This is a genomic window from Pectobacterium versatile (assembly GCF_003932035.1).
Lineage (GTDB): Bacteria > Pseudomonadota > Gammaproteobacteria > Enterobacterales > Enterobacteriaceae > Pectobacterium > Pectobacterium versatile.
Genome location: NZ_CP034276.1, coordinates 1,958,536 through 1,982,841 on the forward strand (window position 1 = coordinate 1,958,536; position 24,306 = coordinate 1,982,841).

Sequence of the window (24,306 nt, forward strand, 5' to 3'; positions counted from 1 at the left end):
ATGACCTGAGACAATTTCTGCCGCGTATTTTTCCGTATGCTGTACACCATAAGATATTGAAAATTCGCTATATATTTAATTATATATCGATTTTGAGAGTGGTTGACTGTGCTTTTTCGCAGTAGACTGCTTAATGAAATCACGATTCTTGAGCGGTTATCTCGCGGCTGTTTAACGGATAACTGATAGGAATCAAACTCCTAGCCTTGGTGCCTAAGTGATGCGCTTGTTGCGCGTGATACGGTGCCCTGGCCGTGGCCTTCGCGGTCACCAGGGTGCGAGGCAGAAATGCCTGCATCTCCCGTATTTGGAAAGGTGTTTATGGTGAGTCAACTGACTGATGCGTTTGCGCGCAAGTTCTACTATTTGCGTCTGTCTATTACAGACGTCTGCAATTTTCGCTGTACCTACTGTCTGCCGGATGGCTATCAGGCCAATGGTACGAATCCACATCGCTTTTTATCACTCGATGAAATTCGTCGCGTCAGCCGCGCCTTTGCCGAATTAGGGACGGAAAAAGTTCGCCTCACCGGTGGTGAACCGTCTTTGCGCCGTGACTTTGTCGATATCATTGCGGCAATCCGTGAAAACCCTGCTATCCGCACGCTGGCGGTAACCACCAATGGCTACCGTTTGGCACGCGACGTTGCTCAGTGGCGAGATGCAGGCCTGACGGCGCTGAATGTCAGCGTCGACAGCCTTGATGCACGTCAGTTTCATGCGATTACCGGGCAGGACAAATTCCGGCAGGTGATGGACGGTATTGATGCGGCCTTTGACTGTGGCTTTGCCAAGGTCAAAGTCAACACGGTGCTGATGCGCGATGTGAACGCGGGTAGCCTACAAACTTTCCTCGACTGGATTAAACATCGCCCGATTCAACTACGCTTTATTGAACTGATGGAAACAGGGGAAGGGGGCGACGTGTTCCGCCGTCACCACGTTTCCGGTGAGGTGATCCGTCAGCAACTGCTGCAACAAGGCTGGCAGCAGCAGCAACGTGCACGCAGCGACGGCCCGGCTCAGGTGTTCAGCCATCCCGACTATCAGGGAGAAATCGGGCTGATTATGCCGTATGAGAAAGATTTCTGCCTGAGCTGCAACCGTCTGCGCGTATCCGCTGTGGGTAATCTTCATCTGTGTCTCTTTGGCGAACAGGGCATTCCGCTGCGTGATTTGCTGGCCGACGATCGTCACCTCGATGATTTGAAAATGCGTATCTCGGGCGGGCTATCGGCGAAAAAGCAGACCCATTTCCTGCATGAAGGGAATAGCGGCATCACGCAAAACCTGTCATTTATCGGCGGTTAATCCGCGACATCACTGATTCTTAAAGGAGCCTGACATGAGCAAAGTCAGCAGCGAATTCGTTTCTCTCAATCTTGCGGTTCTAACCGTGTCCGAACGCCGTACGGCGGAAGATGACACCTCCGGTGACTATCTGCGCGAAGCGGCGCAGTCCTCAGGGCATCGCATTGTCGACAGCGCCATCGTGAAAGAGAATCTGTACCAGATTCGGGCACAGATCTCGGCGTGGATTGCCAGCGACGAGGTGCAGGGCATTTTGATTAATGGCGGGACGGGCTTTACGGCTGGAGATGTGGTGCCGGAAGCCATTGACGTCTTGTTCGATCGGGAAATTGAAGGCTTCGGCGAGCTGTTTCGCATGGTGTCGTATGAAGATATTGGCACGGCGACGCTGCAATCCCGCGCGCTTGCCGGTCTGGCTAACCAGACGGTGATTTTCGCCATACCGGGTTCGACTCGCGCCTGTCGAACCGCATGGGAACGTATCATTCAGGAACAGCTGGATGCGCGCCAGAAGCCGTGCAATTTTTACCCGCACTTGAAAAAATCCTCTTAACGGTAAGCCTTATTCACTATGTCATCACTTAAGCCACAATTGACCCACATTAACGCCGCTGGCGAAGCCGCGATGGTAGATGTTTCCGCCAAAGTTGAAACCGTGCGTGAAGCCCGCGCGGAAGCTTTCGTTGAAATGGCACCGCAAACGCTGGCGATGATTATTGCTGGCAGCCACCACAAGGGCGACGTGTTCGCCACCGCGCGCATCGCCGGAATTCAGGCGGCGAAACGTACCTGGGAACTGATTCCGCTTTGCCATCTGCTGCTGCTGAGTAAAGTCGCTGTCGAGCTGGAAGCGCAGCCGGAGCACAATCGCGTTCGTATCGAATCCGTGTGTCGCCTGACGGGGAAAACCGGCGTGGAGATGGAAGCGCTGACGGCGGCTTCTGTTGCTGCGCTGACCATCTATGACATGTGCAAGGCCGTGCAGAAAGACATGGTGATTGGTCCGGTGCGCCTGCTGGCGAAAAGCGGCGGCAAATCCGGTGACTTTACGGCGGAGGGAGCATGATTACGATTCTGTTTTTTGCACAAGTCCGTGAACTGATCGAGACAGACAGCCTGTCGCTGCCTGCTGAGTATGCCACCGTAGAGGACGTCCGACAGGCGCTATGCCAACGCGGCGCGCGCTGGGCGCTGGCACTGGAGGCGGGCAAGCTGTTGGCCGCAGTGAACCAGTCGCTGGTTGAGCTCACACATCCGTTACAGGACGGCGATGAAGTGGCGTTTTTCCCACCGGTAACAGGAGGTTGATCGTGGCAGAAACACGTATTCTGGTCGGCGAAGATAACTTCAACGTAGGGGATGAATATCAGTGGCTGGCGCAGTGTGATGAAGACGGCGCGGTGGTGACGTTCACCGGTAAAGTGCGTAATCACAACCTGGCGAAAAACGTTAGCGCGTTGACGCTGGAACATTACCCCGGCATGACGGAAAAGGCGCTGGCGGAGATTGTTGAGCTGGCACGCGAGCGCTGGGAACTGCCGCGTGTAAGTGTGATTCATCGGGTAGGAGCACTCTATCCGGGGGATGAAATTGTGTTCGTTGGCGTCAGTGCCGCTCACCGCAGCGCGGCGTTTGATGCCGCCCAATTCATTATGGATTACCTGAAAACCCGCGCGCCATTCTGGAAGCGAGAAGCGACGCCGGAAGGTGAGCGTTGGGTGGAATCACGCGACAGCGATAAACAGGCCGCACAGCGCTGGTAGTCCATTTCTGTGTTAGGATAAAAGGATGGCGGGGAGAGAATATTCCGTCTCGATCCCCCAATCAGGCGGTTCGCGCCGCGTTAATCAGATAACTTTATGCAAAGGTAACATCATGGACAGATATCCACGCTCGGGTTCAATCGTTGAGCGCTCGCAGTCTGGTCTCCAAGCCTATATGGCACAAGTTTATGGCTGGATGACCTGCGGCCTGCTGCTGACGGCGTTCGTCTCCTGGTATGCGGCGAATACGCCTGCCGTACTGAATTTTGTTTTCTCCAGCCAGATCACGTTCTTCGGGCTGATCATTGCCCAACTGGGGCTGGTCTTTGTGATTTCCGGCATGGTGCAGCGCCTGAGCGGCACGGTCGCCACGTCGCTGTTTATGCTTTATTCCGCGCTGACGGGGCTGACGCTCTCCAGCATTTTCATCATGTACTCCGGTGAATCCATCGCCAGCACCTTTGTGATTACGGCAGGGATGTTCGGAGCGATGAGCCTGTACGGCTACACCACGAAGCGTGATTTGAGCGGCTTTGGCAGCATGCTGTTCATGGCGCTGATCGGGATTGTTCTGGCTTCGCTGGTGAACCTGTGGCTGAAAAGCGAAGCGCTGATGTGGGCAGTAACCTATATCGGTGTGGTGGTGTTTGTCGGCCTGACCGCGTATGACACCCAGAAGCTGAAAAATATCGGCGAGCAGCTGTCCGTTGATGACAAAGACAGCTTCCGTAAATACTCCATCGTGGGCGCGTTGACGTTGTATCTTGACTTCATCAACCTGTTCCTGATGCTGCTGCGTATTTTCGGTAACCGTCGTTAATTTATCTCTCCTGTCTGGTGCGGTTCCCCGCGCCAGACAGCTTCCTACCTATCTTTTCCTCTTACCTGCTATTACGCGATATTCCGTCTAAAAATGGCGTAGGCTGCCGAGCCAGTGGTTAGCGTGATGATGAACAGCGGCCATAGACTGCCCCAGATAATGCTGAAGTCAGCATCCTTGAGGTAAATCTGCTTGGTGATGTCGGTGAAGTGACGAATCGGGTTAACCCAGGTGATGTGCTGCAACCATATCGGCATGTTCTCAACCGGTGACACATAGCCGGAAAGCAGGATCGCGGGCATCAGGAAGACGAACACGCCGATAAACGCCTGCTGCTGCGTTGAACAGAGTGAGGAAATCAGCAGACCGAAGCCCACCAGCGACAGGCCATAGATGAGCATCGTGGTGTAAAACAGCAGCAGCGATCCGGCGAAGGGTATGTGGAAAATCAATATGCCCGCCAGCAGCACGATCGTAGCCTGAAACGTGGCGACAATCAGCGCGGGGATGGCTTTGCCAATAAATATCTGGCTGGTGGAGAGCGGCGAAACCAGCAGTTGTTCCAGCGTGCCCTGTTCCCGCTCACGTGCCACTGAGAGCGCCGTGACAATCAGCACGCCAATAGTGGTGATCATGGCAATCAGCGACGGCACCACAAACCATTTGTAGTCCAGATTCGGGTTATACCAGTGGCGTACCACCAGCTCGCTGTTGTTTGGATTTGAATCGTTCTGGGTGGCGGCGTTTTGAGCCGGTCTTACCGCCAGCAATTCCAACTGATAATCACGCACGATGTGCTGCACGGCGTTGGCGGCGATCTGCGCGCTGTTGGAACGTCTGCCGTCCAGAATAAGCTGGAGCGATGCGCTGTTCCCGCTGGCGATATCGCGCGAAAACTGCGCGGGGAAACGCAGAATAAGAAGCGCGTGCTGATTATCCAGCGTCGGTGCAATATCCTGCGAGTTATGCAGCATCAGTACGTGAGAAAAGGATTTCGCCTTGGCAAAGCGCTGTGTCAGCTCTATGGCGTGTGAGCCGCTGTCTTCGCTGTAAATCGCAATGGTCGCATTGGTGACGTCGAGCGTCGCGGCGAAAGGAAACAACGAAACCTGAAGGATCACGGGCATCACGAGAATGGCTCGCGTTTGCGGATCGCGCAGCAGCGATTGCAATTCCTTAATAATCAACGTCCACAGACGATGTAGCATAGTGGCTCCCTAATCCAGCCTGCGCCGGGTTTTCCAGGCCGTCAGGCCAATAAAGACTATCGCGGAGAGAATCAGAAACAGCAGGTTAGTCATCAGTACCGTACCGATATTCCCCGCGAGAAACAGCGTTTGCAGCGTGCTGACAAAATAGCGCGCCGGGATGAGGTACGACACACCGCGGACAAATTCCGGCATGCTGTCGATTTCAAAAATAAAGCCAGACAGCATGATGGCAGGCAGAAATGCGGCATTCAGCGCCACCATTGCGGCGTTGAACTGGTTGCGGGTGAGGGTGGAGATGAGCAGCCCCATGCCTAACGTACTGGCAAGAAACAGGCTGCTGATAACAAACAGCAAAATCAGCGAACCGCGATAGGGCACCTGCATGATGAAGGTTGAGACCAGAATACACAGCGCCATGGCGGTCATCCCAAGAAAGTAATAGGGGATGAGTTTGGACAGCAGCAGCTCGGCACGGGTGACCTGCGTAGAGAGCAGTGCCTCCATCGTGCCACGCTCCCATTCGCGGGCGATGACCAGCGAGGTGAGAATCGCGCCAATCACCGTCATGATGATGGTAATCGCGCCGGGAATAATGAAATGTTGGCTGATGGCGGCTGGATTAAACCAGTAGCGCGATTGCACCTCGATAAGCTGCTCAAAGGAATAACCGCGATCTTCCGCTCGCTGCTGTTGCCAAAGTAGCCAGATGCCTTCCGCGTACCCCTGCACAAAATTCGCCGTGTTAGGTTCGCTGCCGTCGGTGATGACCTGGATCGGCGCGCGATCGCCTGGCCTCGCCAGCCGTTCAGCAAAGTCAGTGGGGATGACGATCAAGCCGCGAATGCTGCCAGCCTGCATCTGTTGGATCAGATACTGACGATTATTGCTGATGGTCGGCTCGATAAACGGCGACGCCGCGAAAGTATTCGCCAGATCGCGTGCGTCTTCGCTCTGCTGCTCCATCAGGATACCGACGTGCAGGCGGCTGGAATCCAGATTGATGCCGTAGCCAAAGATAAACAGCAACAGCAGCGGAATGACGAACGCAATCAGCCCGCTGCTGGGGTCGCGCAAGATTTGGCGCGTCTCTTTCAGGCACAGCGCCCGCAGGCGACGCGTGGAGAAATGCGTGCTGCCGCGCTGGCTTGTTTTATCCTGCTCAGGCCTATTCTGTTCAACCATGTTTCGCCTCCTCGTCGTACGCCTGAATCAGCGCAATAAACGCTTCCTCCATCGTCGGCGATGGTGTCTGTACGCTGGCCGCCTGCTGTTTCAGTTCGTCCGGCGTGCCGCTGGCGATCAGCTTGCCGCGATACACCAGTCCGATGCGATCGCAGTATTCAGCTTCGTCCATAAAGTGCGTGGTGACCATCACCGTGACGCCACGGTTGACCATGCCGTTGATATGTATCCAGAACTCACGCCGGGTTAGCGGATCGACGCCGGAGGTCGGTTCGTCGAGAAACAAAATGTCGGGTTCGTGCATCAGCGCACAGGCTAGTGCCAGTCGTTGCTTGAACCCCAAGGGTAGGGCGTCCGGTGTTTGGCGGTAAATGGGCTGGAAGTTGAAAGCGTCGGTCATTCCGGCCATTTTATCGCGCTGCGCTTTGCCCTTGAGCCCATAGACGCCGGAGAAAAATCGCAGGTTCTGTTCGACGGTCAGGTTGCCGTAGAGCGAGAATTTTTGCGCCATATAACCCAAATGCTGACGGGCTTTACCGGAGCTGGTTTTCAGATCCATGTCGAGCACCAGCGCTTTGCCGTCAGTCGGCACCAGCAGGCCGCACATCATCTTGAAGGTGGTCGATTTTCCCGCGCCGTTCGGGCCGAGCAGGCCGAAGATTTCTCCTCGCTTCACCTGAAAACTGACGTGATCGGTTGCAGCGAAATCACCAAATTTTTTCGTTAGCGCCTGAGCTTCAATCACCGTTTCGCCACGACTGACGTCAATCTGCGGCATGATGCTCGCCAGCGATGAATCACTGGCCGGGCCGCCGCCCAACAGGTCGATAAACGCATCTTCAAAGCGCGGATCGGTGTCGTGCAGGCTGCCAGCTTCCAGATGCAAGGCGGAGAGCAGCGATGCCCGATCCGCGTCGGGTTTCAGCATCAGCCTGACGTACTGCCCCTGAATCACACCGTCGCTGACCTGTGGCAGGCGCAGCGCTTCCTGCAATACATCCCGATGTCGGCGATCGCCGGTATCAATCAAAATACAGCGTCCCGCCATGCGCGCGGTCAGATCGCGTGGCGCACCGCGATACAGCAGTTCGCCCTCGTTCAGCAGCAGTACATCCCGACACTGCTCAGCTTCATCGAGGTAAGACGTGCTCCACAGGATCAACATGCCGTCGTCGGCCAGTTCGTGCACCATGTGCCACAGTTCGCGGCGAGAGATCGGGTCGACGCCCACGCCCGGTTCATCCAGCAGAAGCACCTTAGGCTGCCCCAGCAGCGTACAGGCTAGCCCCAACTTTTGTTTCATACCGCCAGACAGTTTGCCTGCCAGCCTGTCGGTAAAGCGTGTCAGATCGGTAAATGACAGCAAGCGGTCAAAGGTTTCTTTGCGCACATCGCCGGTGATACCGCGCAAATCGGCATACAGCGTCAGGTTTTCCATCACCGTCAGATCTTCATACAGGCCGAATTTTTGCGGCATATAGCCCAAAATGGCATGGAGCTGACGATCCTCTTTGATGGGATCCAGATTCGCCACGCGCAGAGTTCCGTGGCTGGGCGTTAATAATCCTGCCAGCATGCGCAGCAGGGTGGTTTTACCCGCGCCATCGGGGCCAACTAATCCAGTAACCGCACCGCTGCGTATCTCGGCGGTGAGGCTGGCGAGTGCGGGCTTTTCCTGTCCGGCGAAGCGTTTTTCCAGCCCGTCCAACGTAATCTGCGTAGAAGCATTAGTCATGACGAGCGGGCTCGTTGGCGCGATTGGCATCTCCAGTGTACGCATCCTCAAAACGCAGCGTGACCGGCATCCCTTGCCGTAATCCATTATCGGGATCGGTAACGACAATACGCAGTCGGTAAACGAGATCGGTGCGGAGATCTTCCGTTTCGACACTTTTCGGCGTGAATTCGGCGCTGGGTGAGACAAAACCGACTTTACCGCGATAAGGCTGATTGGGGCGGCCATCGGTGTAAATCAGCATTTGACTACCGGGCACGACACGGCCGAGATCTTTCTCGCTCACGTAGGCACGAACCCAAACCGGGCGAGTGAGGGAGAGGGTGAAAACGGTACTGCCCGATGCCAGCATACTGCCTTTTTCGGCGGCGCGAGTGAGGATCACGCCGGGAGACGGCGCAAGCAGTTCGGCATCCTGTTTATTCAGTGTCGCCTGCGCCAGTCCGGCTTCGGCCTGTGCCACCGCCGCCTGCGCGGCGGCAATTTCCTGCGGTCGGTTGCCGCTTTCGAACTGGCTCAGCTTGTCTTTCGCCGCCTGTAGTGTTGCAAGCGCTTGATTGCGCGTAGTTCTGGCATCGTCCAGCATGTTGGCGGAAATCGCGCGTTTGTCCCACAGCCCTTGCTGACGCTGGTAGAAGCTGTTGGCGTAATCATAGGCCGCCTGACTCTGGACAACCTGGGATCGCACCTGCGCGATCTCTTCCTGCCGGTAGCCTTCCTGCGCAAGCTGAAGCTGTGCTTGCGCGCTGGCGAGATTCGCCTGTGCCTGGTTTTGTGCATTCAGGTAAGGCGCGGCATCGAGCGTTGCCAGCGGCTGGCCTGCCTGTACGGCATCGCCTTCATCTACGTTCAACTTTGCCACTCTGCCGCCGACGCGAAAGGCCAGATTGACGGTGCGGATATCGATATTGCCGTAGAGCGTGAGCGGTTTTTCCTGCTGCTTCTGATGGTGATAAAAGCCGTAACCCACGCCGAGCAGGATAAGGACGAGGGCGGCGAACGCCAGTTTTCTCTTGTTCATCACGCATAGTTCCTTGTTTATCAAGCATAGTTCCTTGTTTATCAGCGGTGTGCTTGTCGGCGGTAGCAATCCCGCAGGCCGTTAAGAGGGCAGGTCGTCTCTTATTTCTGAAGGTTATTAATCATATGACGGGTTACAGGGGTTTATGACGATTTAGAGTGATCGAGATCACAAAAATGCGTTACATCCGGTCGAGGTTTTTGCGCAATACCGACGTTATCTGGCGTAACGCCTTTATTTTGTTAAAAAAATGGAAGGAATTCGAAAAAATTGTAATTTATCCCGTTGAATGATAATAATTGTTATTAGCAATTACATCTTTATTGCACCGATATAGTGATCTGGCAGCACTGGCGCGGCGTACAGAGTGAAAATCCCTGCGTTCAATGCCTGAACCGATCATAACCCGCCAAGATGTTTCGCGTGAAACGAAGCATTTTGGCATTTTTTTGTCTGTGTCGCGGTGCCTGTTTTTTAGATAAGCCACCCGTCACCGGTAATGACTTTTATTCACGGTTGGATACATAACCAAAGGGGAAGGACAGTGAACCAGATGCGTACTTTACTCGCACTGATGCCATGCGTGCTGATTGCTCCGGCGTATGCACAGGATGACACGACCAAAAAGGATGAGGCGAGCGGCGATGAGATGGTAATTACCGCCTCACGCTCGAATATCCAGCAGCAGAAAGCGCCGCAGGTGGTCACCGTGATTACCAAAGAGCAAATCGAGCAACAGATGCAGGTCACCTCCGACTCGTCGCAAATTCTGAGCAATCTGCTGCCTTCGTTCTCCCCCAGCCGGCAGAAAATGAGCGGCAGCGGTGAAACCTTCCGCGGTCGTGCGGCGCTGGTGATGATCGACGGCATTCCGCAATCCAACCCGTTGCGTCCGACCGGGCGTGAAATGCACACGATAGACTACTCGATGGTCGAGCGTATTGAAGTCATCCACGGTGCCAACGCGACCAACGGCATGGGCGCGACGGGGGGCGTGATTAACATCATCACCCGTCGACCGGAAAACGGCTCATTTAACCAGCACGTCAATGTGCAAACCACGATCCCGACGGAGAAAATTCGCGGTGAAACTGCCAGCTATAAAACCACCTATCGGGTCGACGGACGTGAAGATTATCTCGACTACCTGTTCGCGATTGGCTATGAGAATCAGGGGCTGTATCTGGACGGTAACAATCGCCCTGTCGGCGTGGATAACACGCAGGGTGACACCATGGACTCCCGCTCTTACGACCTGTTAGCGAAAGTCGGCTACTGGCTGGATGACTATCAGCGCGTTCAACTGAGCGTGAACCGCTATCATATCAAAGGTGACAATGACTACCTTAGCGTTGACGGCGTGCGCAGGCTCGGTATTCCTACCACGTCGGTACGCGGTACGCCACCGGGTGAAGCGCCGAATAACAGTATCTGGACAACGGGATTAACCTACGAACACCACGATCTGGCAGGGATGAAACTGTCCGCGCTGGTGTTTAATCAGCGCTATGAGGCACTGTTTGGTGCAACCTTGTCGGATACCTTTCAGGATACCTCCATTGCTCCTCTAAATACGCTGTACGATCAGTCCCGCTCCGTTGCCAATAAGTACGGCACCAAGCTGGCGCTGACTAAAGACGATTTGCTGGATGACACGCTGAAAGTCACGGTGGGTTTCGATACGCTGTACGATAAGGGCAAGCAGGATCTCTATCTGACCAAGCGTACCTATGTGCCGGAGATGGAATACACCAACTATTCACCGTTTGTTCAGGCTGAATATCAACTGCTGGATAACGTTACATTGCACGCGGGCGTACGCCATGAAATTGCCAAGCTTCAGGTTAATGATTATCGAACGCTGGCCTCCAGTACGGCCTCTCAGGCAGATAATAGTGTATCCGTAGCAGGGGGGAGTCCGAAATTTAATGAGACACTGTATAACGCCGGTATCGTCTATGCCGCGACGGATTCACTCAGCCTGTTTGCCAACTACTCCGAAGGATTCGGCATGCCGGATGTGGGTCGTGCGTTGCGTGCCATTGATCAACCCGGTATTAGCCTGAAAAATTTTGACGGCTTTAAGCCGATTGTGACGGATAACGTAGAGACAGGTTTCCGCTTTAAGCGTGATAAGTTTGACTTTGAAGCCAGCTACTATGAGTCCAAATCAAAACTGGGCGAACGCGTTCTGGCACAAGGTGATGTCTTTGTGTCCCAACGTCAGCGTACCCAGATCCGTGGGGTAGAAGTCAGTGCCGGCTACCAAATTAACGAGCAGCATAAAATTAATGCTTCTTATGCCCATAGCGAGGGGAAGTATGACAGCAATGGCGATGGTAAGGTGGATAAGAAATTCAACGGCTTGAATATCGCACCGGATCGCCTTATCACAAGCTGGTCAGCGAATTGGAATGACCAATGGAGCTCATTCGTGCAGGCAAATTACGCCTTTGGCCGCAGCTTTGACGATGCGGGCATGGCGTTTGACGGCTACCTGCTGATGGATGCTGCCGTGGGGTACAAACTGCCTTATGGTCGCCTCAATGTCGCGGTGGCTAACCTGCTGGATAAGCAATACATTACGTATTACTCACAGGCTGCGCTCAATAACAACACTCGCTATTTCTCTGGGCGTGGACGCACGGTGACGCTGGGTTATTCGATTGATTTCTAAGCTTAACCGATTTAATTCCGTCCTCAATTCAGCAACACGACCGCGTTTTGCGCTGGCCGTGTTGTTGTCTTTTCTGCTGGTGACGTTGGCGCAGGCATCTGAGTCGCCGCGTCAGATTCGGCACGCGCTGGGCGTGACCACGGTAACAGGGACACCGCTGCGTATCGTGACGCTGTTTCAGGGCGCGACGGACTCTGCCGTCGCGCTGGGAATCAAGCCGATTGGCGTGGTGGAATCGTGGACGGAGAAGCCGATTTATCGCTACCTTCGCCCCGCCTTGCAGGGCGTCACGCAGGTTGGACTGGAAACGCAGCCCAGTCTGGAAACCATCGCGCTACTCAAACCTGACCTCATCGTGGCGTCTACGTTTCGGCATGAGAAAATCTACGGTCTGCTGTCGCAGATCGCGCCGACAATTGCGCTGGACAGGGTGTCTGAATTTAAAGAAACGGTGCAGATGATGGGTGTGGCGCTGAATCGGGAAGATAAGGCAAACGAGATTTTATCCCATTGGGATCGGCGCGTGGATTCCCTGCGCGACAGGCTGAAAGCCCGGTTTGGCGAACGCTGGCCGCTCAGCGTGTCTATTCTCGAATTCCGTGAAGATCACCTGCGTACCTATCTGCCCGCCAGCTTTGCTGGATCGGTGCTGTCGGAAATTGGTTTTGTCTGGTCGCGGCCGGAAAGCTATACGTCAGGCGTGATGCAAAAGCTTACGAGCAAAGAGAGCATTCCGGTGGTGGATGCCGATCTGTTCTTTGTTTTGCTGCGGTCAGACAAGCCCGCGGTAGCGCAGAACTATCGTGACTGGCAGGCTCATCCGCTCTGGCAGCGGCTGCATGCGCCTCAGCAGCAACAGGTTTATCCGGTGGATAACGTGGCCTGGAGCCTGTCTGGCGGTATTTTGGGCGCGAATAATATGCTGGATGATATCGAAAGTCAGTTTGCTGGCAAAGCTGAGACTGCGGGCAAAAAAACCGATATCACCAAGGAGAGTCAGACGCGATGAGACAGTGCATCGTGACGGCAGTGGGTGTCGTATTGCTGCTGCTGATTATCGTCGCCAGCCTGATGCTGGGGCAGTCGACGATTTCATTTAGCGCCGTGTTCAACGCGCTATTCCATTACGATCCTCAGCAGATCGATCACATTCTGGTGCTGACGACCCGCCTGTCGCGGACGGTGATTGCCATCGTTGTCGGTGCCAGCCTTGCCGTTGCCGGCGCGCTAATGCAGGCGCTGACGCGCAACCCGCTGGCCTCGCCGGGGATATTTGGCATTAATGCGGGAGCCATGTTTACCATCGTTCTGCTGTCTTCGCTATTTACCTTTTCCTCGCAGAGCGCGCTGGCGTGGACGGCCTATCTGGGCGCGGCCGTTGCTGGCGTCATGGTGTACGTGCTGGGAACGCTGGGCAACGCTCGTTCTAGCCACTTACGCATTGTGCTGGCCGGAGCCGCCATTAGCGCACTGTTTATTTCGTTTACGCAGGCGTTGCTGGTGATCAATCAGGACGGGCTGGACAGCATGCTGTTCTGGCTAGCCGGGTCGGTGTCCGGCCGCAGCCTGTCGATGCTGTTACCGCTCCTGCCGTACTTTGTTATCGCGCTATTGCTCGCGCTGCTGCTGGCGCGTCACCTGAATATTCTGGTGGCAGGCGACGAGATCGCCAAAGGGCTGGGACAGCGAACGGCGCTGGTGCGTGCGCTGTCCGGGCTGTGCGTGATCGGGCTGGCGGGCGGCGCGGTGGCGATAGCCGGAAATATCGGTTTTGTCGGGTTGATCGTGCCGCATATTGTGCGCCGCGTGCTGTCTGCCGATCATCGCTGGCTGCTGCCCGGCTGCGCTATTTTCGGTGCCACGCTGTTGCTGCTGGCTGACGTCGCCTCGCGTCTGCTGATCGTGCCGCAGGAAGTGCCGGTCGGGGCAATGACTGCGCTGTTGGGGGCGCCATTCTTCATTTATTTGGCGAGAAGAGGAATGCGGCATGGGTAAGGTGTATACCGTGCGCGTGGGAAGGGTATCGCGCCAGATTGATCGCCGCACGTCTGCGGTGGCGTTGTCGCTGCTGCTGGTGTTGTTAGCCGTCGTGTTCCTCTCGCTGTCGCTGGGCGAGGTAGTGCTGTCGCCCGCGCAGGTGATGCCTGGGCTGTTGGGAAAGGCAGACAGCGGCGTGCACTTTATCGTCAACGACCTGCGGTTGCCGCGTGCGCTGCTGGCGCTGTTGGTGGGGGGCGCGCTGGCGATATCCGGCTTGATTCTGCAAAGCATTGTGCGCAATCCGCTTGCCTCGCCGGATATTCTGGGGATTACCAGCGGCGCATCGGCAGCGGCAGTGTTCTTTCTCTCGTTTCTGGCGACGGCGATAAGCCAGCGCTGGCTCCCTGTAGCCGCGATGGGTGGGGCGTGGATCACCGCCGTCGCCATTTATCTGCTGGCCTGGAAACAAGGCGCATCGCCGCTGCGGCTGGTGCTGGTCGGCGTTGGGCTGTCTGCCATTATGGGCGCGGCGGTGACCATGATGCTGGTGTTTAGCCCGATAGGCACCACGCTGACGGCCTATGTCTGGCTGACGGGCAGCATTTATGGCGCACAGTGGCAGCATGTCTCGGCGCTGGCGGGCTGGCTGCTGCTCGGTGCGCCGTTTCTGGTGGGACTGGCGCGACACGTTAATGTGCATGAGCTGGATGACGCGCTGGCCTGCGGCGTCGGGCAATCTGTCGGGCGCATCCGGCTCGCGCTGCTGACGCTGAGCGTCGCGCTGGCAGGGGCGGCGATTGCCTATGCCGGCGCGATGGCGTTTGTCGGCCTGCTGGCTCCGCATATTGCGAAAAAGTTGGCGAGCCGTTCATTCCCCGGACTGGCGCTGGTGTCGGCGCTGACGGGCGGATTGCTGGTGATGGTGGCCGATTTGATTGGCCGCACGGCGTTCTTACCTCTGGATCTGCCTGCCGGTATTTTTATCTCCGTGCTTGGGACGCCTTTCTTTATCTATTTACTGCTTCGGCAACGTTACTGAGATCGCAAGATGATGCTAGAGAATGTGTTGCCAACACACGTCCCCCCAACTGACCGAGAGGCGATTGCCAGCCAGTCGCTGACGCTGAGTTACGAAAAACAGGTCGTGATTGATGCGCTGGATATCACACTGCCCGCCCGGAAAATTTCGGTGCTGGTGGGCAGCAACGGCTGCGGCAAGAGCACGTTATTGAAGTCGTTTGCCCGCCTGCTGAAACCCACGAGTGGGACGATTATTGTCAACGGGGCGGATATTCATCGGCAGTCCACCGTTGAGGTGGCGAAGGCACTGGCGATTCTTCCGCAAACGCCGACCGCGCCGGAAGGTCTGACGGTGTATCAGCTGGTGAAAATGGGGCGCTACCCGCATCAGTCATGGTTGAAGCAGTGGTCGGCAACAGATGAAGAAAAAGTGCTTCAGGCGTTGCGCAGCACCGGCGTGCTGGCATTAAAGGATCGTGCGGTGGATTCGCTGTCCGGCGGGCAGCGCCAGCGTGTCTGGATTGCGATGACGCTGGCGCAGGATACCGATATCGTTCTGCTTGATGAACCGACGACCTATCTCGATCTGGCGCATCAGATGGAAGTGCTGGATTTGTTGCGGGAACTGAACGCGCAGCAGCACAAAACTATTGTTATGGTGCTGCATGATTTGAATCTGGCGTGTCGCTACGCGCATCACATGGTGGCGGTACATAACCGGACGGTGTTTGCGCAGGGCAATCCGCGCGACATTCTCACGGAAGCCACGGTAAAGACGGTGTTTAACCTGAACTGCCGCATCATTGACGATCCGTTCTTCGGCACGCCGCTGTGCATTCCATTTGGACGTGACGCGGCGGAGCACGTGGCCGATGTCGGCTAACCGCCTGACGGCACAGCAGTGGGCGATGCTCTCCGGCACGCTGCAATTAACGGATGCCTCACAGCGGGCAGGGCAGGAGAGTTGCACGAGCCGTAGGGTGCTGGATCCTGAGTATTGCCGCTGGCTGCTGGAAACGCTGACGCCGCCGTTGCTGTCGCCATCGATCAAGATTACTGCCTCGCTGCTGGCTAAGCGGATAGGGTTCTTAACCACGGCCGCCAGCCTGTACGCCATGTCGGTGTATAACAAAGGGCTGAACATGACGCTGGATAACAGCGTGCTGGAATTCGGACACAACCGCCTGTGGACGTCGACCATGCCGCTTTACGATCTGACGGTGTCCCAGCCGGAGCTGGGGCAACGAGACGTGTGGCGCGATAACCTGTTCGACACGCTGTTTGCTCAACACCTGTCGCCGATCTTGCATACGCTGGCGACGGTGTCGGGCGCGCCGCTGCGCATTCTGTGGGAAAACGTCGCCGTGCGGGTGTTTTCGTTATACGAGCAGCGCATTGAGTGGGACGATCCGGCGGCGGCATGTTCGCCGAGAATGACGCTGGCACAACAGGTGCAGCAGGATTTCGACGCCTTGCTGGCTGCGCCCGGCGAACGTTTTGGCTGTGATGACAACCCGCTGAAACCGTTCTTTCGTGCGAAAACACGGGTTCCCGTCGCGGGGCGTTCGGTGAGCTTTCGCGACGTGCGTTTTCGCCGCACCTGCTGTTTTTATTACAAGGCGTCGCAGCCGCAGGAATACTGCCAAAACTGCCCACTACTGCGCCCCGCTAGAAAAACGTAGGGAACGTTTTTCAACGTCGCTTGCGACGGCCCATAGGGTGGCGGGCAGGAAGCTCGCCATAAAAAAACGTAGGGAACGTTTTTCAACGTCGCTTGCGACGGCCCATAGGGTGGCGGGCAGGAAGCTCGCCATAAAAAAACGGACTTTCACAGATAAAAATCTTTCCGTCGTTATCCCCTAAATAATTCGAGTTGCAGGCAGGCGGCAAGCGCACATGCAGCTTGAAGTATGACGGGGATAGAATCTCTGCTACAATCGTCGGCAGTCATGCACCGTAGTTGTGCTCGTTCACCGTGGTTGTTGCGTATGTCGTTGTTTACGTAGATTGTTACGTGAGTTGTTACGTATATAGCGGCTCAGCAAACCCGTCTTACTGACCCTCTGAAAACTACACCGGCTACTGTCCGGTCAGAGCGGATCTGGAGTTGTTCTCTTTATGTCATTTGATTCTCTCGGCCTGAGTGCCGATATTCTGCGCGCGATTGACGAGCAGGGTTATCGCGATCCTACTCCTGTTCAGCGTCAGGCGATTCCTGTCGTGCTGGAAGGGCGCGATTTAATGGCCAGCGCGCAAACCGGTACGGGCAAAACAGCGGGCTTTACGCTGCCGTTATTGCAATTGCTGACCAGCCGTGAAGCGCAGCACAAAGGGAAAGGTCGCCGTCCGGTACGCGCGCTGATCCTGACGCCAACCCGTGAGTTGGCTGCGCAGATTGATGAAAATGTGAAGTCGTATAGCAAGTATCTGAGCCTGCGTTCACTGGTCGTATTCGGTGGTGTGAGCATTAACCCACAGATGATGAAATTGCGCGGCGGCGTAGATATTCTGGTGGCGACACCGGGACGTCTGCTCGATCTGGAGCATCAGCGCGCTGTTGATCTGTCACAGATTGAAATTCTGGTGCTGGATGAAGCAGACCGTATGCTGGATATGGGCTTCATTCACGACATTCGCCGCGTACTGGCGAAGCTGCCTGCTAAGCGTCAAAACCTGCTGTTCTCCGCGACCTTCTCTGATGAGATCAAAGCGCTGGCGAACAAGCTGCTGACTAATCCAGCGTCGGTTGAAGTTGTGCGTCGTAATACACCGTCTGAACTGGTTACGCAGCACGTGCATTTTGTTGATAAGCGCCGTAAGCGTGAACTGCTGTCGCAGTTGATTGGTGAAAATAACTGGCAGCAGGTGCTGGTCTTTACCCGCACCAAACACGGCGCTAACCACCTGGCTGAGCTGCTGGAAAAAGACGGCATTACTGCCGCGGCTATCCACGGTAATAAAAGTCAGGGTGCGCGTACTCGTGCGCTGGCGAACTTTAAAGACGGCAGCATTCGTGTGCTGGTTGCGACGGATATCGCCGCGCGTGGTCTGGATATCGACCAACTGCCGCACGTGGTGAACTATGAGCTGCCAAACGTGCCGGAAGATTATGTTCACCGTATCGGCCGTACCGGTCGTGCGGAAGCGACGGGTGAAGCGCTGTCACTGGTCTGTGTGGATGAACACAAACTGCTGCGTGACATCGAGCGTTTGCTGAAGCGTGAGATTCCACGTATCGCTATCGAAGGCTACGAGCCGGATCCGTCCATCAAGGCAGAGCCGATTGTGAATGGCCGTCAGGGCAACCGTGGCGGTGGCGGTGGCGGTGCTCGTAACGCATCTCCTCGCGCACAGTCTGGCGCGCCACGCGGTCAGTCCGAGCGCAGCCAGAGTCAGGGCGAACGCCGTCCGGCCGATGGCAATCGCCAGCCGCGTAAAGCGGGCGGTAGTAGTGATAGCCCGTGGGGTGGTAATAGTGGTAAGGGCAGTGGCGAAGGCCAACGCCGCGCGCCGCGTCCGCAAAACCGCAGTAAGCCAGCGGACAAGTAAAATCGATAGGGAGCCCAGCGGCTCCCTTTTTTTATCACGTTATTTTGCTGTTGCGGGTTGTGCAACGGGACGGCGTGGGCGGTAGAACATCGCTGCGTTACCTGCCAGAATCAGCAACAGGCCGATAAGCGCGTTGGGCCGCCACTGGTAATCTTCAAACAGCGTCGAAATCGACAGGGCCACCAGCGGAAAGAGCAGCGTGGTGTAAGCCGCCTGACTGGCACCGATGCGACCGATCAGGCTGAAGTAGGCACCGAAGCCGATGACTGAACCAAAGATGGCCAGATAGAACAGTGAACCCAGATAGCTGGTGTTGTATTCTGGGGCGAAGCTATATCCCTGAATCAGGCTGAACAGCCCCATCCATAGCGCACCATATCCCATACCCCAGCCGTTGGTCGTCAGTACGTCGCGGCCCTGTCGCTGGTGCTGAGCGCTAATCATATTGCCGAGCGAGAAGCAGTAGGTGCCCAGAATGCTCAATCCCACGCCCCACAGCAAATAGGGCTGCGCGTCGATTTGCGTCAGGTCATGCCAAAACAGCGCGACGATACCAATGAGTCCTAGCGGTGTGGCGATCGCCACGTTGCGCGTTAACGGCTGCCCGAAGAAAAGACGGCTGTTAAAGGCGTTAAATAGCACCGCCATTGAGAAAATGATGGATTCTAATCCACTCGAAATCCAGGCGATGGCGTGGTAAAAACAGAGAAAGTTGACGCCGAATACACACAGCCCTTGTACCATACACAGTAGGTGAGCGCGTGGCGAAAGCGGGCGCAGGCGGCGTGTCAGCGCCAGAAACGTCAGTAAGATGGCCGATGCCAGCGCAAAGCGCCAGAAAACGGACACTTCGGCGGCGACTTCGCCCTGTTGCAGGCTAATTGCGATCCAGGTCGTACCCCAAATCAGGACGACAGAAAAATAGAGTAACGTATTCATTGAGTGATTCCGCATGAGTGCATGACGGCAGTATGGCGCGTGCGTTTGTCGCGGGCTTTCAGCCCCTTGCGGTGAATAACAGAATCTTGCGGTTAAGTGAGAAACGGAGGCAGCAATGCATCGTTATAAAGCGTTCGATACCATGCTGCATCATAAAACCGAGCTGCGCGACACCGTCGAGCTGACCTCCGGCGTGCGGCTGGCTTCATGGTTTAACCGCCACGATCGTGTCACGATGGAAAACACCGAACACCATACGCTCAGTCTTTATACCGCTGGTGGCTATGAGAGCTATCATAAAACAGCGGACGGCTGGCATAACGGCGGCGGGCCGGATCGTTTCTGCCTGATGCCGAAGCAGAGTTCGTCGACCTGGGATATCCGCGGCGATCTCAATTTTGTTCACCTGTATTTTGACGATGCGCACCTGCGGCAACTGGCCGAGCAAACCTGGGATCGTAGCCCCGCGTCGATCTGTACAGAAGAGCGGATATTTGGCAGCGATCCGCTGATTACGTCGCTGTATCGGCAATTTTTGCTCAGCAATCGCTGGGACGACTCGGCGAATCAGCTTGTGCTTAGCAGCGCCGCGACGCTGTTGATGATTCAGGTGCTGCGTGGCTACACCCAATTGCAATGGGAATTGCCGACGGTGCGTGGCGGGCTGTCGCCAGCGGTATTACGGCGCAGCAAGATGCAAATTGAGGCACATCTCGATCAACCGCTGACGCTACAGGCGCTGGCGGCGGAAGCGGGGCTTAGCGAGTTTCACTTCGCGCGCATGTTTCGCCAAAGTGTGGGGATGGCACCGCATCAGTATGTCCTGAAACAGCGGCTGGCCCGTGTCGAAGCGCTCGTGCGGCAAGGTACGCTGTCGATCACGGACATCGCGCTGGCCTGCGGGTTCAGTTCCGCCAGCCACCTGAGCCACCAATTCAAAAAGGAATACGGCTTGACGCCGTCGGCGCTGCGGCTGGCGCAGAAGTAGATGATGCTTTGCTGAGGCGGACGAATGCCCGCCTTTCTCTTTTCTGGACGCGATTACTTCGCCGCCAGCAGGCATAAATTCAGCGCCACTTCATACGATTTTACAAACGATGGTACGGGTAAAAATTCAAAGCGCGAGTGGAAATTGTGCGCGCCGGTGAAGAAGTTCGGCGTTAGCAACCCTTTGGCAGACAGGGCCGCACCGTCCGTGCCGCCACGCATTGGTGTCACTTTAGGTTCAATGTCCAGCGTGTCCAATGCGGCAAACAGCAGGTCGATGGCCCGGCGATCGTCGGTAATCGCGTTGCTGATATTGCTGTAGATATCGGTGAGGGTGTAGGTCACGCTGCCAGTCGGATACTGCTCGGCAATCTTCTCTGCGATTGCGGCGATCTGCTGCTTCCGCTGTTCAAACGTGGCTAAATCAAAATCGCGGATAGACGCTTTGAGCTTCGCTTCATTGGCATTCGCTGTCAGATCGTTAAACCAGACATAGCCCTCGCGTCCCTCCGTGTGCTCCGGCGTCTGCTGGCGATCGAACTGGCTGATAAAGTCATGTGCCATAAGCAACGGGTTAACCAGCACGCCTTTTGCCGACATCGGGTGCGCGGGCACACCGGTAAAGCGAATTTCTGCGGAAGCCGCATTGAAGTTCTCATACACCACTTCACCCAGTTCACAGCAGTCGATGGTGTAGGCGAAATCGACATCAAAGCGTTTGAGATCGAGCGCTTTGGCACCGCGCAGCCCAATCTCTTCATCCGGCACGAAGGCCACCACGATATCGCCGTGCGGCGTCGCGTCGGTCAGGTTCTCCATGAGCGTCATCACTACGGTAACAGCAGCCTTGTTGTCCGCGCCGAGTACGCTGGTGCCGTCGCTAAAAATGATGTCCTGCCCAACATACGGCAGAATTTCCGGGTGTTCCGCCGTGCGCAGCCAGATGTCCTGCTCGGCATTCAGACACAGGTCTTCACCGGTAAAGCGCAACGTTTGCGGATGAATATGCGGCGACAGGCCGACGTCAACCGTATCGATATGGGTAATAAAACCGATGCGCGGCGCGGACGGACAGTTGCCCGGCTTCACGGCCGTCACGGTGGCGTGCTCATCAATGACCACATCCTGTAGGCCCAGTACACGCAGCTCGTCCGCCAGCAATCGCGCCATTTCATGCTGTTCCGGCGTGCTAGGCAATGTTGTCGAACTGGCATCGCTTTGGCTGGTGACGGCGAGGTAACGGTAAAAACGCGTGCTGAGCTGATGAGCCAAACGGTCTGTCATAACGAATCCTTTTTATTCAGTGATAGCTATGACAGTTATCCTAACGTAGAAATTATTTCATTCGATGGTTTTATTTGTCATTTTATGGTCATGATTTTTATATTTCAGACAGCGGAAGTCAGAAAGCCAACGCAGTAAATGGGACACGAATAACACTAAATGGGACACGAATAACACTAAATGGGACACGAATAACACAATAAGCGAGGACTGGAATGAAAAAAGCAGGAATACGATTGACTCTGGCAGCGTTGACGCTGGCGGTCGCTTCAGCGGCCTCGGCAAATACGCTGGTGTACTGCTCTGAAGGATCGCCGGAAAACTTTAACCCGCAGCTTTACACCTCGGGCACCAGCGTGGATGCCAGCGCCGTACCGATTTATAACCGTCTGGTGGATTTCAAAGTGGGCACCACGGAGCTGGTGCCGAGTCTGGCGGAACGCTGGGACATCAGCGCTGATGGGCGCATCTATACCTTCCATTTGCGCAAAAGCGTGAAATTCCAGAGCAATAAATACTTCAAACCGTCGCGTGATTTTACCGCTGACGACGTTATTTTCTCCTTCATGCGGCAAAAAGATCCGCAGCATCCTTACCACAGCGTCTCGAAAGGGACCTATGCTAATTTTGAAAGCTTGTCCTTTGGCTCGCTGATCCAGAGCATCGAGAAAGTGGATGACCACACGGTGCGCTTTACGCTCTCCCATGCGGAAGCCCCGTTTCTGGCTGATTTAGCCTGGTACTTCGCGTCTATCCTCTCTGCGGAATATGCCGATGCGATGCTCAAAACCGGGACGCCGGAGCGCGTGGATATGGATCCGATTGGCACTGGACCGTTTGAGTTAGCGCAGTATCAGAAAGATTCTCGCATTCTGTTTAAGGCGTTCCCCGCTTATTGGGAAGGCAAGGCCAAGCTGGATCGGCTGATTTTCACTATCACGCCGGATGCCTCCGTGCGGTACGCCAAGCTGGAAAAGAATGAGTGTCAGGTGATGCCGTTTCCTAATCCTGCCGACCTGCCGCGCATGAAAGAAAACAAGGACATCGTGCTGATGCAAAAGGCCGGACTGAACACCGGCTTCCTGTCGTTCAATACCCAGAAGGCACCGACGGATAATGTGAAAGTGCGGCAGGCGTTAACGATGGCGATTAACAAGCCGGCGATTATCGAAGCCGTTTTTCAGGGAACCGGAACGGCGGCGAAAAACCTGCTGCCGCCAGGTGTCTGGAGTGCTGATAGCGACCTGAAAGATTATGACTACGATCCCGAGAAGGCGAAGGCGTTACTGAAAGAAGCGGGTTTGGCGGAAGGCACTGCCATTGAGCTGTGGGCGATGCCGGTGCAGCGTCCGTATAACCCGAACGCCCGCCGCATGTCGGAGATGATTCAGGCGGACTGGGCGAAAGTCGGTGTGCAGGCCAAAATTGTCACCTTCGAGTGGGGCGAATACCTGAAAAGGGTGAAAGGAGGTGAACATCAGGCGGCATTGATGGGCTGGACAACGGCGACGGGCGATCCTGATAATTTCTTCGGGCCGCTCTTTACCTGTACGGCAGCCAACGGTGGTTCTAACTCGGCAAAATGGTGTTATGCGCCGTTTGATAAAATCATTATCGAAGCGCGCACTTCACAGGATCACGAGCAGCGTATTGCTCTGTACAAACAGGCGCAGCAGATGATGCACGATCAGGCTCCAGCCGTCATGATTGCGCATTCCACCATCTTTGAACCGGTGCGCAAGGAAGTGACCGGGTATGAGGTTGACCCGTTCGGTAAGCATATTTTCTATCAGGTCGATGTGAAGAAGTAAGATGCAGAAAGTTCGGTACTGTGTGCTGGGCTCAGACCGTTGACAAACTTATTTGTCGAACAAAAACGGGAGTAACGGAATAGAAGAGTAAAGCGTTTGCGCCATGGACAAAAATGTCAGGAACGTTTTTGAACGTCGCTAGCGACGGCCCTGAAAGGGTGAATCTCAGGGATGAGATTCATATCTGCGCAATCTGAGCGTACAGGGATGTATTTACAGCGTCTTTACGATCTATCCGTTACTACCGCTCTACGGACTCTGGTGTGATGCGGTTACTCGGTTTCATCGCCGTAATACAGCTTACCAATGCGGATAATATCGCGCCCCTGTGATTTGCGATGCTTATTGGAATCGCGCAGGGAATAAATGCAGCCGCAATACTCCTGTTGATAGAAACGTTCGCGTTTGCTGATTTCGATCATGCGCGACGAGCCACCGCCTTTGCGCCAGTTGTAATCCCAGTAGGTGACGTCGGGATATTTCTGTGCGGCGTTATGCCCACACTCGGTAATCTGCTGCATGTTTTTCCAGCGTGAAATCCCCAGTGAACTCGAAATGACGCTAAAGCCATTTTCTGCGGCGTACAGCGCCGTGCGCTCGAAACGCATATCAAAACACATGGTGCAGCGAACGCCGCGTTCAGGTTCCCATTCCATTCCTTTGGCGCGTTCAAACCAGTTATCCGAGTCATAATCTGCGTCGATGAAAGGCACGTTATGCTGTTCGGCGAAACGGATATTTTCTTCTTTACGGATCAGGTATTCACGCTGCGGGTGGATATTGGGGTTATAAAAGAAAATGGTGTAGTCGATGCCTGAAGCGGTGATGGCTTCCATGACTTCACCCGAGCAGGGCGCACAGCAGGAGTGCAGCAGCAACTTGTCGGCATTATTCGGCAGAGAAAGCTGTGGGCGTTGCAGCGCGCCGGTTTTGATATTCGACATAATAGACTCGTCATACTTCGTTGTGGTCCGCAAGGACGGTGTCGGCACAAATTCGTCACGAATTATTGATGA

Annotated in this window: 22 protein-coding genes and 1 riboswitch; of the genes, 15 read left to right on the forward strand and 7 right to left on the reverse strand. The window is 55.4% G+C overall.

Going from position 1 to position 24,306, the window contains the following annotated elements; genetic code table 11:
- Nucleotides 1-185: 185 nt before the first annotated feature.
- Nucleotides 186-334: riboswitch (molybdenum cofactor riboswitch) on the forward strand.
- From moaA to EIP93_RS08895, 6 genes are all read left to right on the forward strand, one after another.
- Nucleotides 322-1,311: a GTP 3',8-cyclase MoaA gene (moaA, locus tag EIP93_RS08870; protein WP_010297668.1), complete on the forward strand. Its 990-nt coding sequence runs from the start codon at nt 322-324 to the stop codon at nt 1,309-1,311. It overlaps the preceding riboswitch by 13 nt.
- 34 nt (nt 1,312-1,345) lie before the next feature.
- Nucleotides 1,346-1,864: a molybdenum cofactor biosynthesis protein B gene (gene moaB / locus EIP93_RS08875; RefSeq protein ID WP_109226153.1), complete on the forward strand. Its 519-nt coding sequence runs from the start codon at nt 1,346-1,348 to the stop codon at nt 1,862-1,864.
- A gap of 18 nt (nt 1,865-1,882) precedes the next feature.
- Nucleotides 1,883-2,377, forward strand: coding sequence for a cyclic pyranopterin monophosphate synthase MoaC (gene moaC / locus EIP93_RS08880; protein WP_125232589.1), 495 nt, complete (start codon nt 1,883-1,885; stop codon nt 2,375-2,377).
- On the forward strand, nt 2,374-2,619 hold the full coding sequence (moaD, locus tag EIP93_RS08885; RefSeq protein WP_039512531.1) for a molybdopterin synthase sulfur carrier subunit: 246 nt from the start codon (nt 2,374-2,376) through the stop codon (nt 2,617-2,619). The genes moaC and moaD overlap by 4 nt, the downstream gene beginning before the upstream one ends.
- 2 nt (nt 2,620-2,621) lie before the next feature.
- Nucleotides 2,622-3,074 (forward strand): molybdopterin synthase catalytic subunit MoaE, encoded by a 453-nt coding sequence (gene moaE, locus EIP93_RS08890; protein WP_107333053.1) that lies wholly within the window; start codon nt 2,622-2,624, stop codon nt 3,072-3,074.
- A gap of 112 nt (nt 3,075-3,186) precedes the next feature.
- Entirely contained in the window at nt 3,187-3,894 is a 708-nt protein-coding gene (locus tag EIP93_RS08895) for a Bax inhibitor-1/YccA family protein (protein ID WP_010297658.1), read from the forward strand.
- 71 nt (nt 3,895-3,965) lie between these two features.
- Here EIP93_RS08895 and EIP93_RS08900 read toward each other — a convergent pair whose 3' ends face one another.
- From EIP93_RS08900 to hlyD, 4 genes are read right to left on the reverse strand one after another with little or no spacing between them, the layout of a single operon-like run.
- On the reverse strand, nt 3,966-5,102 hold the full coding sequence (locus EIP93_RS08900) for an ABC transporter permease (RefSeq protein WP_116585825.1): 1,137 nt from the start codon (nt 5,100-5,102) through the stop codon (nt 3,966-3,968).
- Between the two features lie 9 nt (nt 5,103-5,111).
- Complete coding sequence (locus tag EIP93_RS08905; RefSeq protein ID WP_125232590.1) at nt 5,112-6,287, reverse strand: ABC transporter permease; 1,176 nt, start codon at nt 6,285-6,287, stop codon at nt 5,112-5,114.
- Nucleotides 6,280-8,022: an ATP-binding cassette domain-containing protein gene (locus EIP93_RS08910; protein WP_125232591.1), complete on the reverse strand. Its 1,743-nt coding sequence runs from the start codon at nt 8,020-8,022 to the stop codon at nt 6,280-6,282. Before EIP93_RS08910 ends, EIP93_RS08905 begins: the two co-directional genes overlap by 8 nt.
- Nucleotides 8,015-9,043, reverse strand: coding sequence for a secretion protein HlyD (gene hlyD, locus EIP93_RS08915; protein WP_125232592.1), 1,029 nt, complete (start codon nt 9,041-9,043; stop codon nt 8,015-8,017). Before hlyD ends, EIP93_RS08910 begins: the two co-directional genes overlap by 8 nt.
- Nucleotides 9,044-9,596: 553 nt before the next feature.
- Between hlyD and EIP93_RS08920 the strand changes: the two genes are divergently transcribed.
- The 7 genes from EIP93_RS08920 to rhlE all read left to right on the forward strand — a co-directional run bounded on the left by EIP93_RS08920 (nt 9,597) and on the right by rhlE (nt 18,269).
- Nucleotides 9,597-11,720 (forward strand): TonB-dependent receptor, encoded by a 2,124-nt coding sequence (locus tag EIP93_RS08920; RefSeq protein ID WP_125232593.1) that lies wholly within the window; start codon nt 9,597-9,599, stop codon nt 11,718-11,720.
- Nucleotides 11,710-12,729, forward strand: coding sequence for an ABC transporter substrate-binding protein (locus EIP93_RS08925; RefSeq protein ID WP_125232594.1), 1,020 nt, complete (start codon nt 11,710-11,712; stop codon nt 12,727-12,729). The genes EIP93_RS08920 and EIP93_RS08925 overlap by 11 nt, the downstream gene beginning before the upstream one ends.
- Nucleotides 12,726-13,715 (forward strand): FecCD family ABC transporter permease, encoded by a 990-nt coding sequence (locus EIP93_RS08930; RefSeq protein WP_125232595.1) that lies wholly within the window; start codon nt 12,726-12,728, stop codon nt 13,713-13,715. The genes EIP93_RS08925 and EIP93_RS08930 overlap by 4 nt, the downstream gene beginning before the upstream one ends.
- Nucleotides 13,708-14,739: a FecCD family ABC transporter permease gene (locus EIP93_RS08935; protein ID WP_125232596.1), complete on the forward strand. Its 1,032-nt coding sequence runs from the start codon at nt 13,708-13,710 to the stop codon at nt 14,737-14,739. The genes EIP93_RS08930 and EIP93_RS08935 overlap by 8 nt, the downstream gene beginning before the upstream one ends.
- A 12-nt stretch (nt 14,740-14,751) precedes the next feature.
- The gene (locus EIP93_RS08940) at nt 14,752-15,603 is read left to right on the forward strand and encodes an ABC transporter ATP-binding protein (RefSeq protein ID WP_125233325.1); all 852 of its coding nucleotides are present in this window, start codon (nt 14,752-14,754) and stop codon (nt 15,601-15,603) included.
- Nucleotides 15,593-16,402 carry an IucA/IucC family C-terminal-domain containing protein gene (locus EIP93_RS08945; protein ID WP_125232597.1) on the forward strand — a complete coding sequence of 270 codons (810 nt, stop codon included), beginning with the start codon at nt 15,593-15,595 and terminating at the stop codon, nt 16,400-16,402. The genes EIP93_RS08940 and EIP93_RS08945 overlap by 11 nt, the downstream gene beginning before the upstream one ends.
- Before the next feature lie 436 nt (nt 16,403-16,838).
- Entirely contained in the window at nt 16,839-18,269 is a 1,431-nt protein-coding gene (rhlE, locus tag EIP93_RS08950; RefSeq protein WP_125232598.1) for an ATP-dependent RNA helicase RhlE, read from the forward strand.
- 39 nt (nt 18,270-18,308) lie between these two features.
- Here rhlE and EIP93_RS08955 read toward each other — a convergent pair whose 3' ends face one another.
- Nucleotides 18,309-19,208 (reverse strand): DMT family transporter, encoded by a 900-nt coding sequence (locus EIP93_RS08955; RefSeq protein ID WP_125232599.1) that lies wholly within the window; start codon nt 19,206-19,208, stop codon nt 18,309-18,311.
- A gap of 115 nt (nt 19,209-19,323) precedes the next feature.
- Here EIP93_RS08955 and EIP93_RS08960 point away from each other — a divergent pair, with 115 nt between their 5' ends.
- Nucleotides 19,324-20,196 carry a helix-turn-helix domain-containing protein gene (locus tag EIP93_RS08960; protein ID WP_125232600.1) on the forward strand — a complete coding sequence of 291 codons (873 nt, stop codon included), beginning with the start codon at nt 19,324-19,326 and terminating at the stop codon, nt 20,194-20,196.
- A gap of 53 nt (nt 20,197-20,249) precedes the next feature.
- Here the strand turns inward: EIP93_RS08960 and pepT are convergent, their stop codons facing one another.
- Nucleotides 20,250-21,479 (reverse strand): peptidase T, encoded by a 1,230-nt coding sequence (gene pepT / locus EIP93_RS08965; protein WP_116585819.1) that lies wholly within the window; start codon nt 21,477-21,479, stop codon nt 20,250-20,252.
- 215 nt (nt 21,480-21,694) lie between these two features.
- Between pepT and EIP93_RS08970 the strand changes: the two genes are divergently transcribed.
- On the forward strand, nt 21,695-23,290 hold the full coding sequence (locus tag EIP93_RS08970) for an ABC transporter substrate-binding protein (RefSeq protein WP_125232601.1): 1,596 nt from the start codon (nt 21,695-21,697) through the stop codon (nt 23,288-23,290).
- Nucleotides 23,291-23,562: 272 nt separating this feature from the next.
- Here EIP93_RS08970 and EIP93_RS08975 read toward each other — a convergent pair whose 3' ends face one another.
- Complete coding sequence (locus EIP93_RS08975; RefSeq protein ID WP_103861020.1) at nt 23,563-24,234, reverse strand: epoxyqueuosine reductase QueH; 672 nt, start codon at nt 24,232-24,234, stop codon at nt 23,563-23,565.
- Between the last annotated feature and the right edge of the window lie 72 nt (nt 24,235-24,306).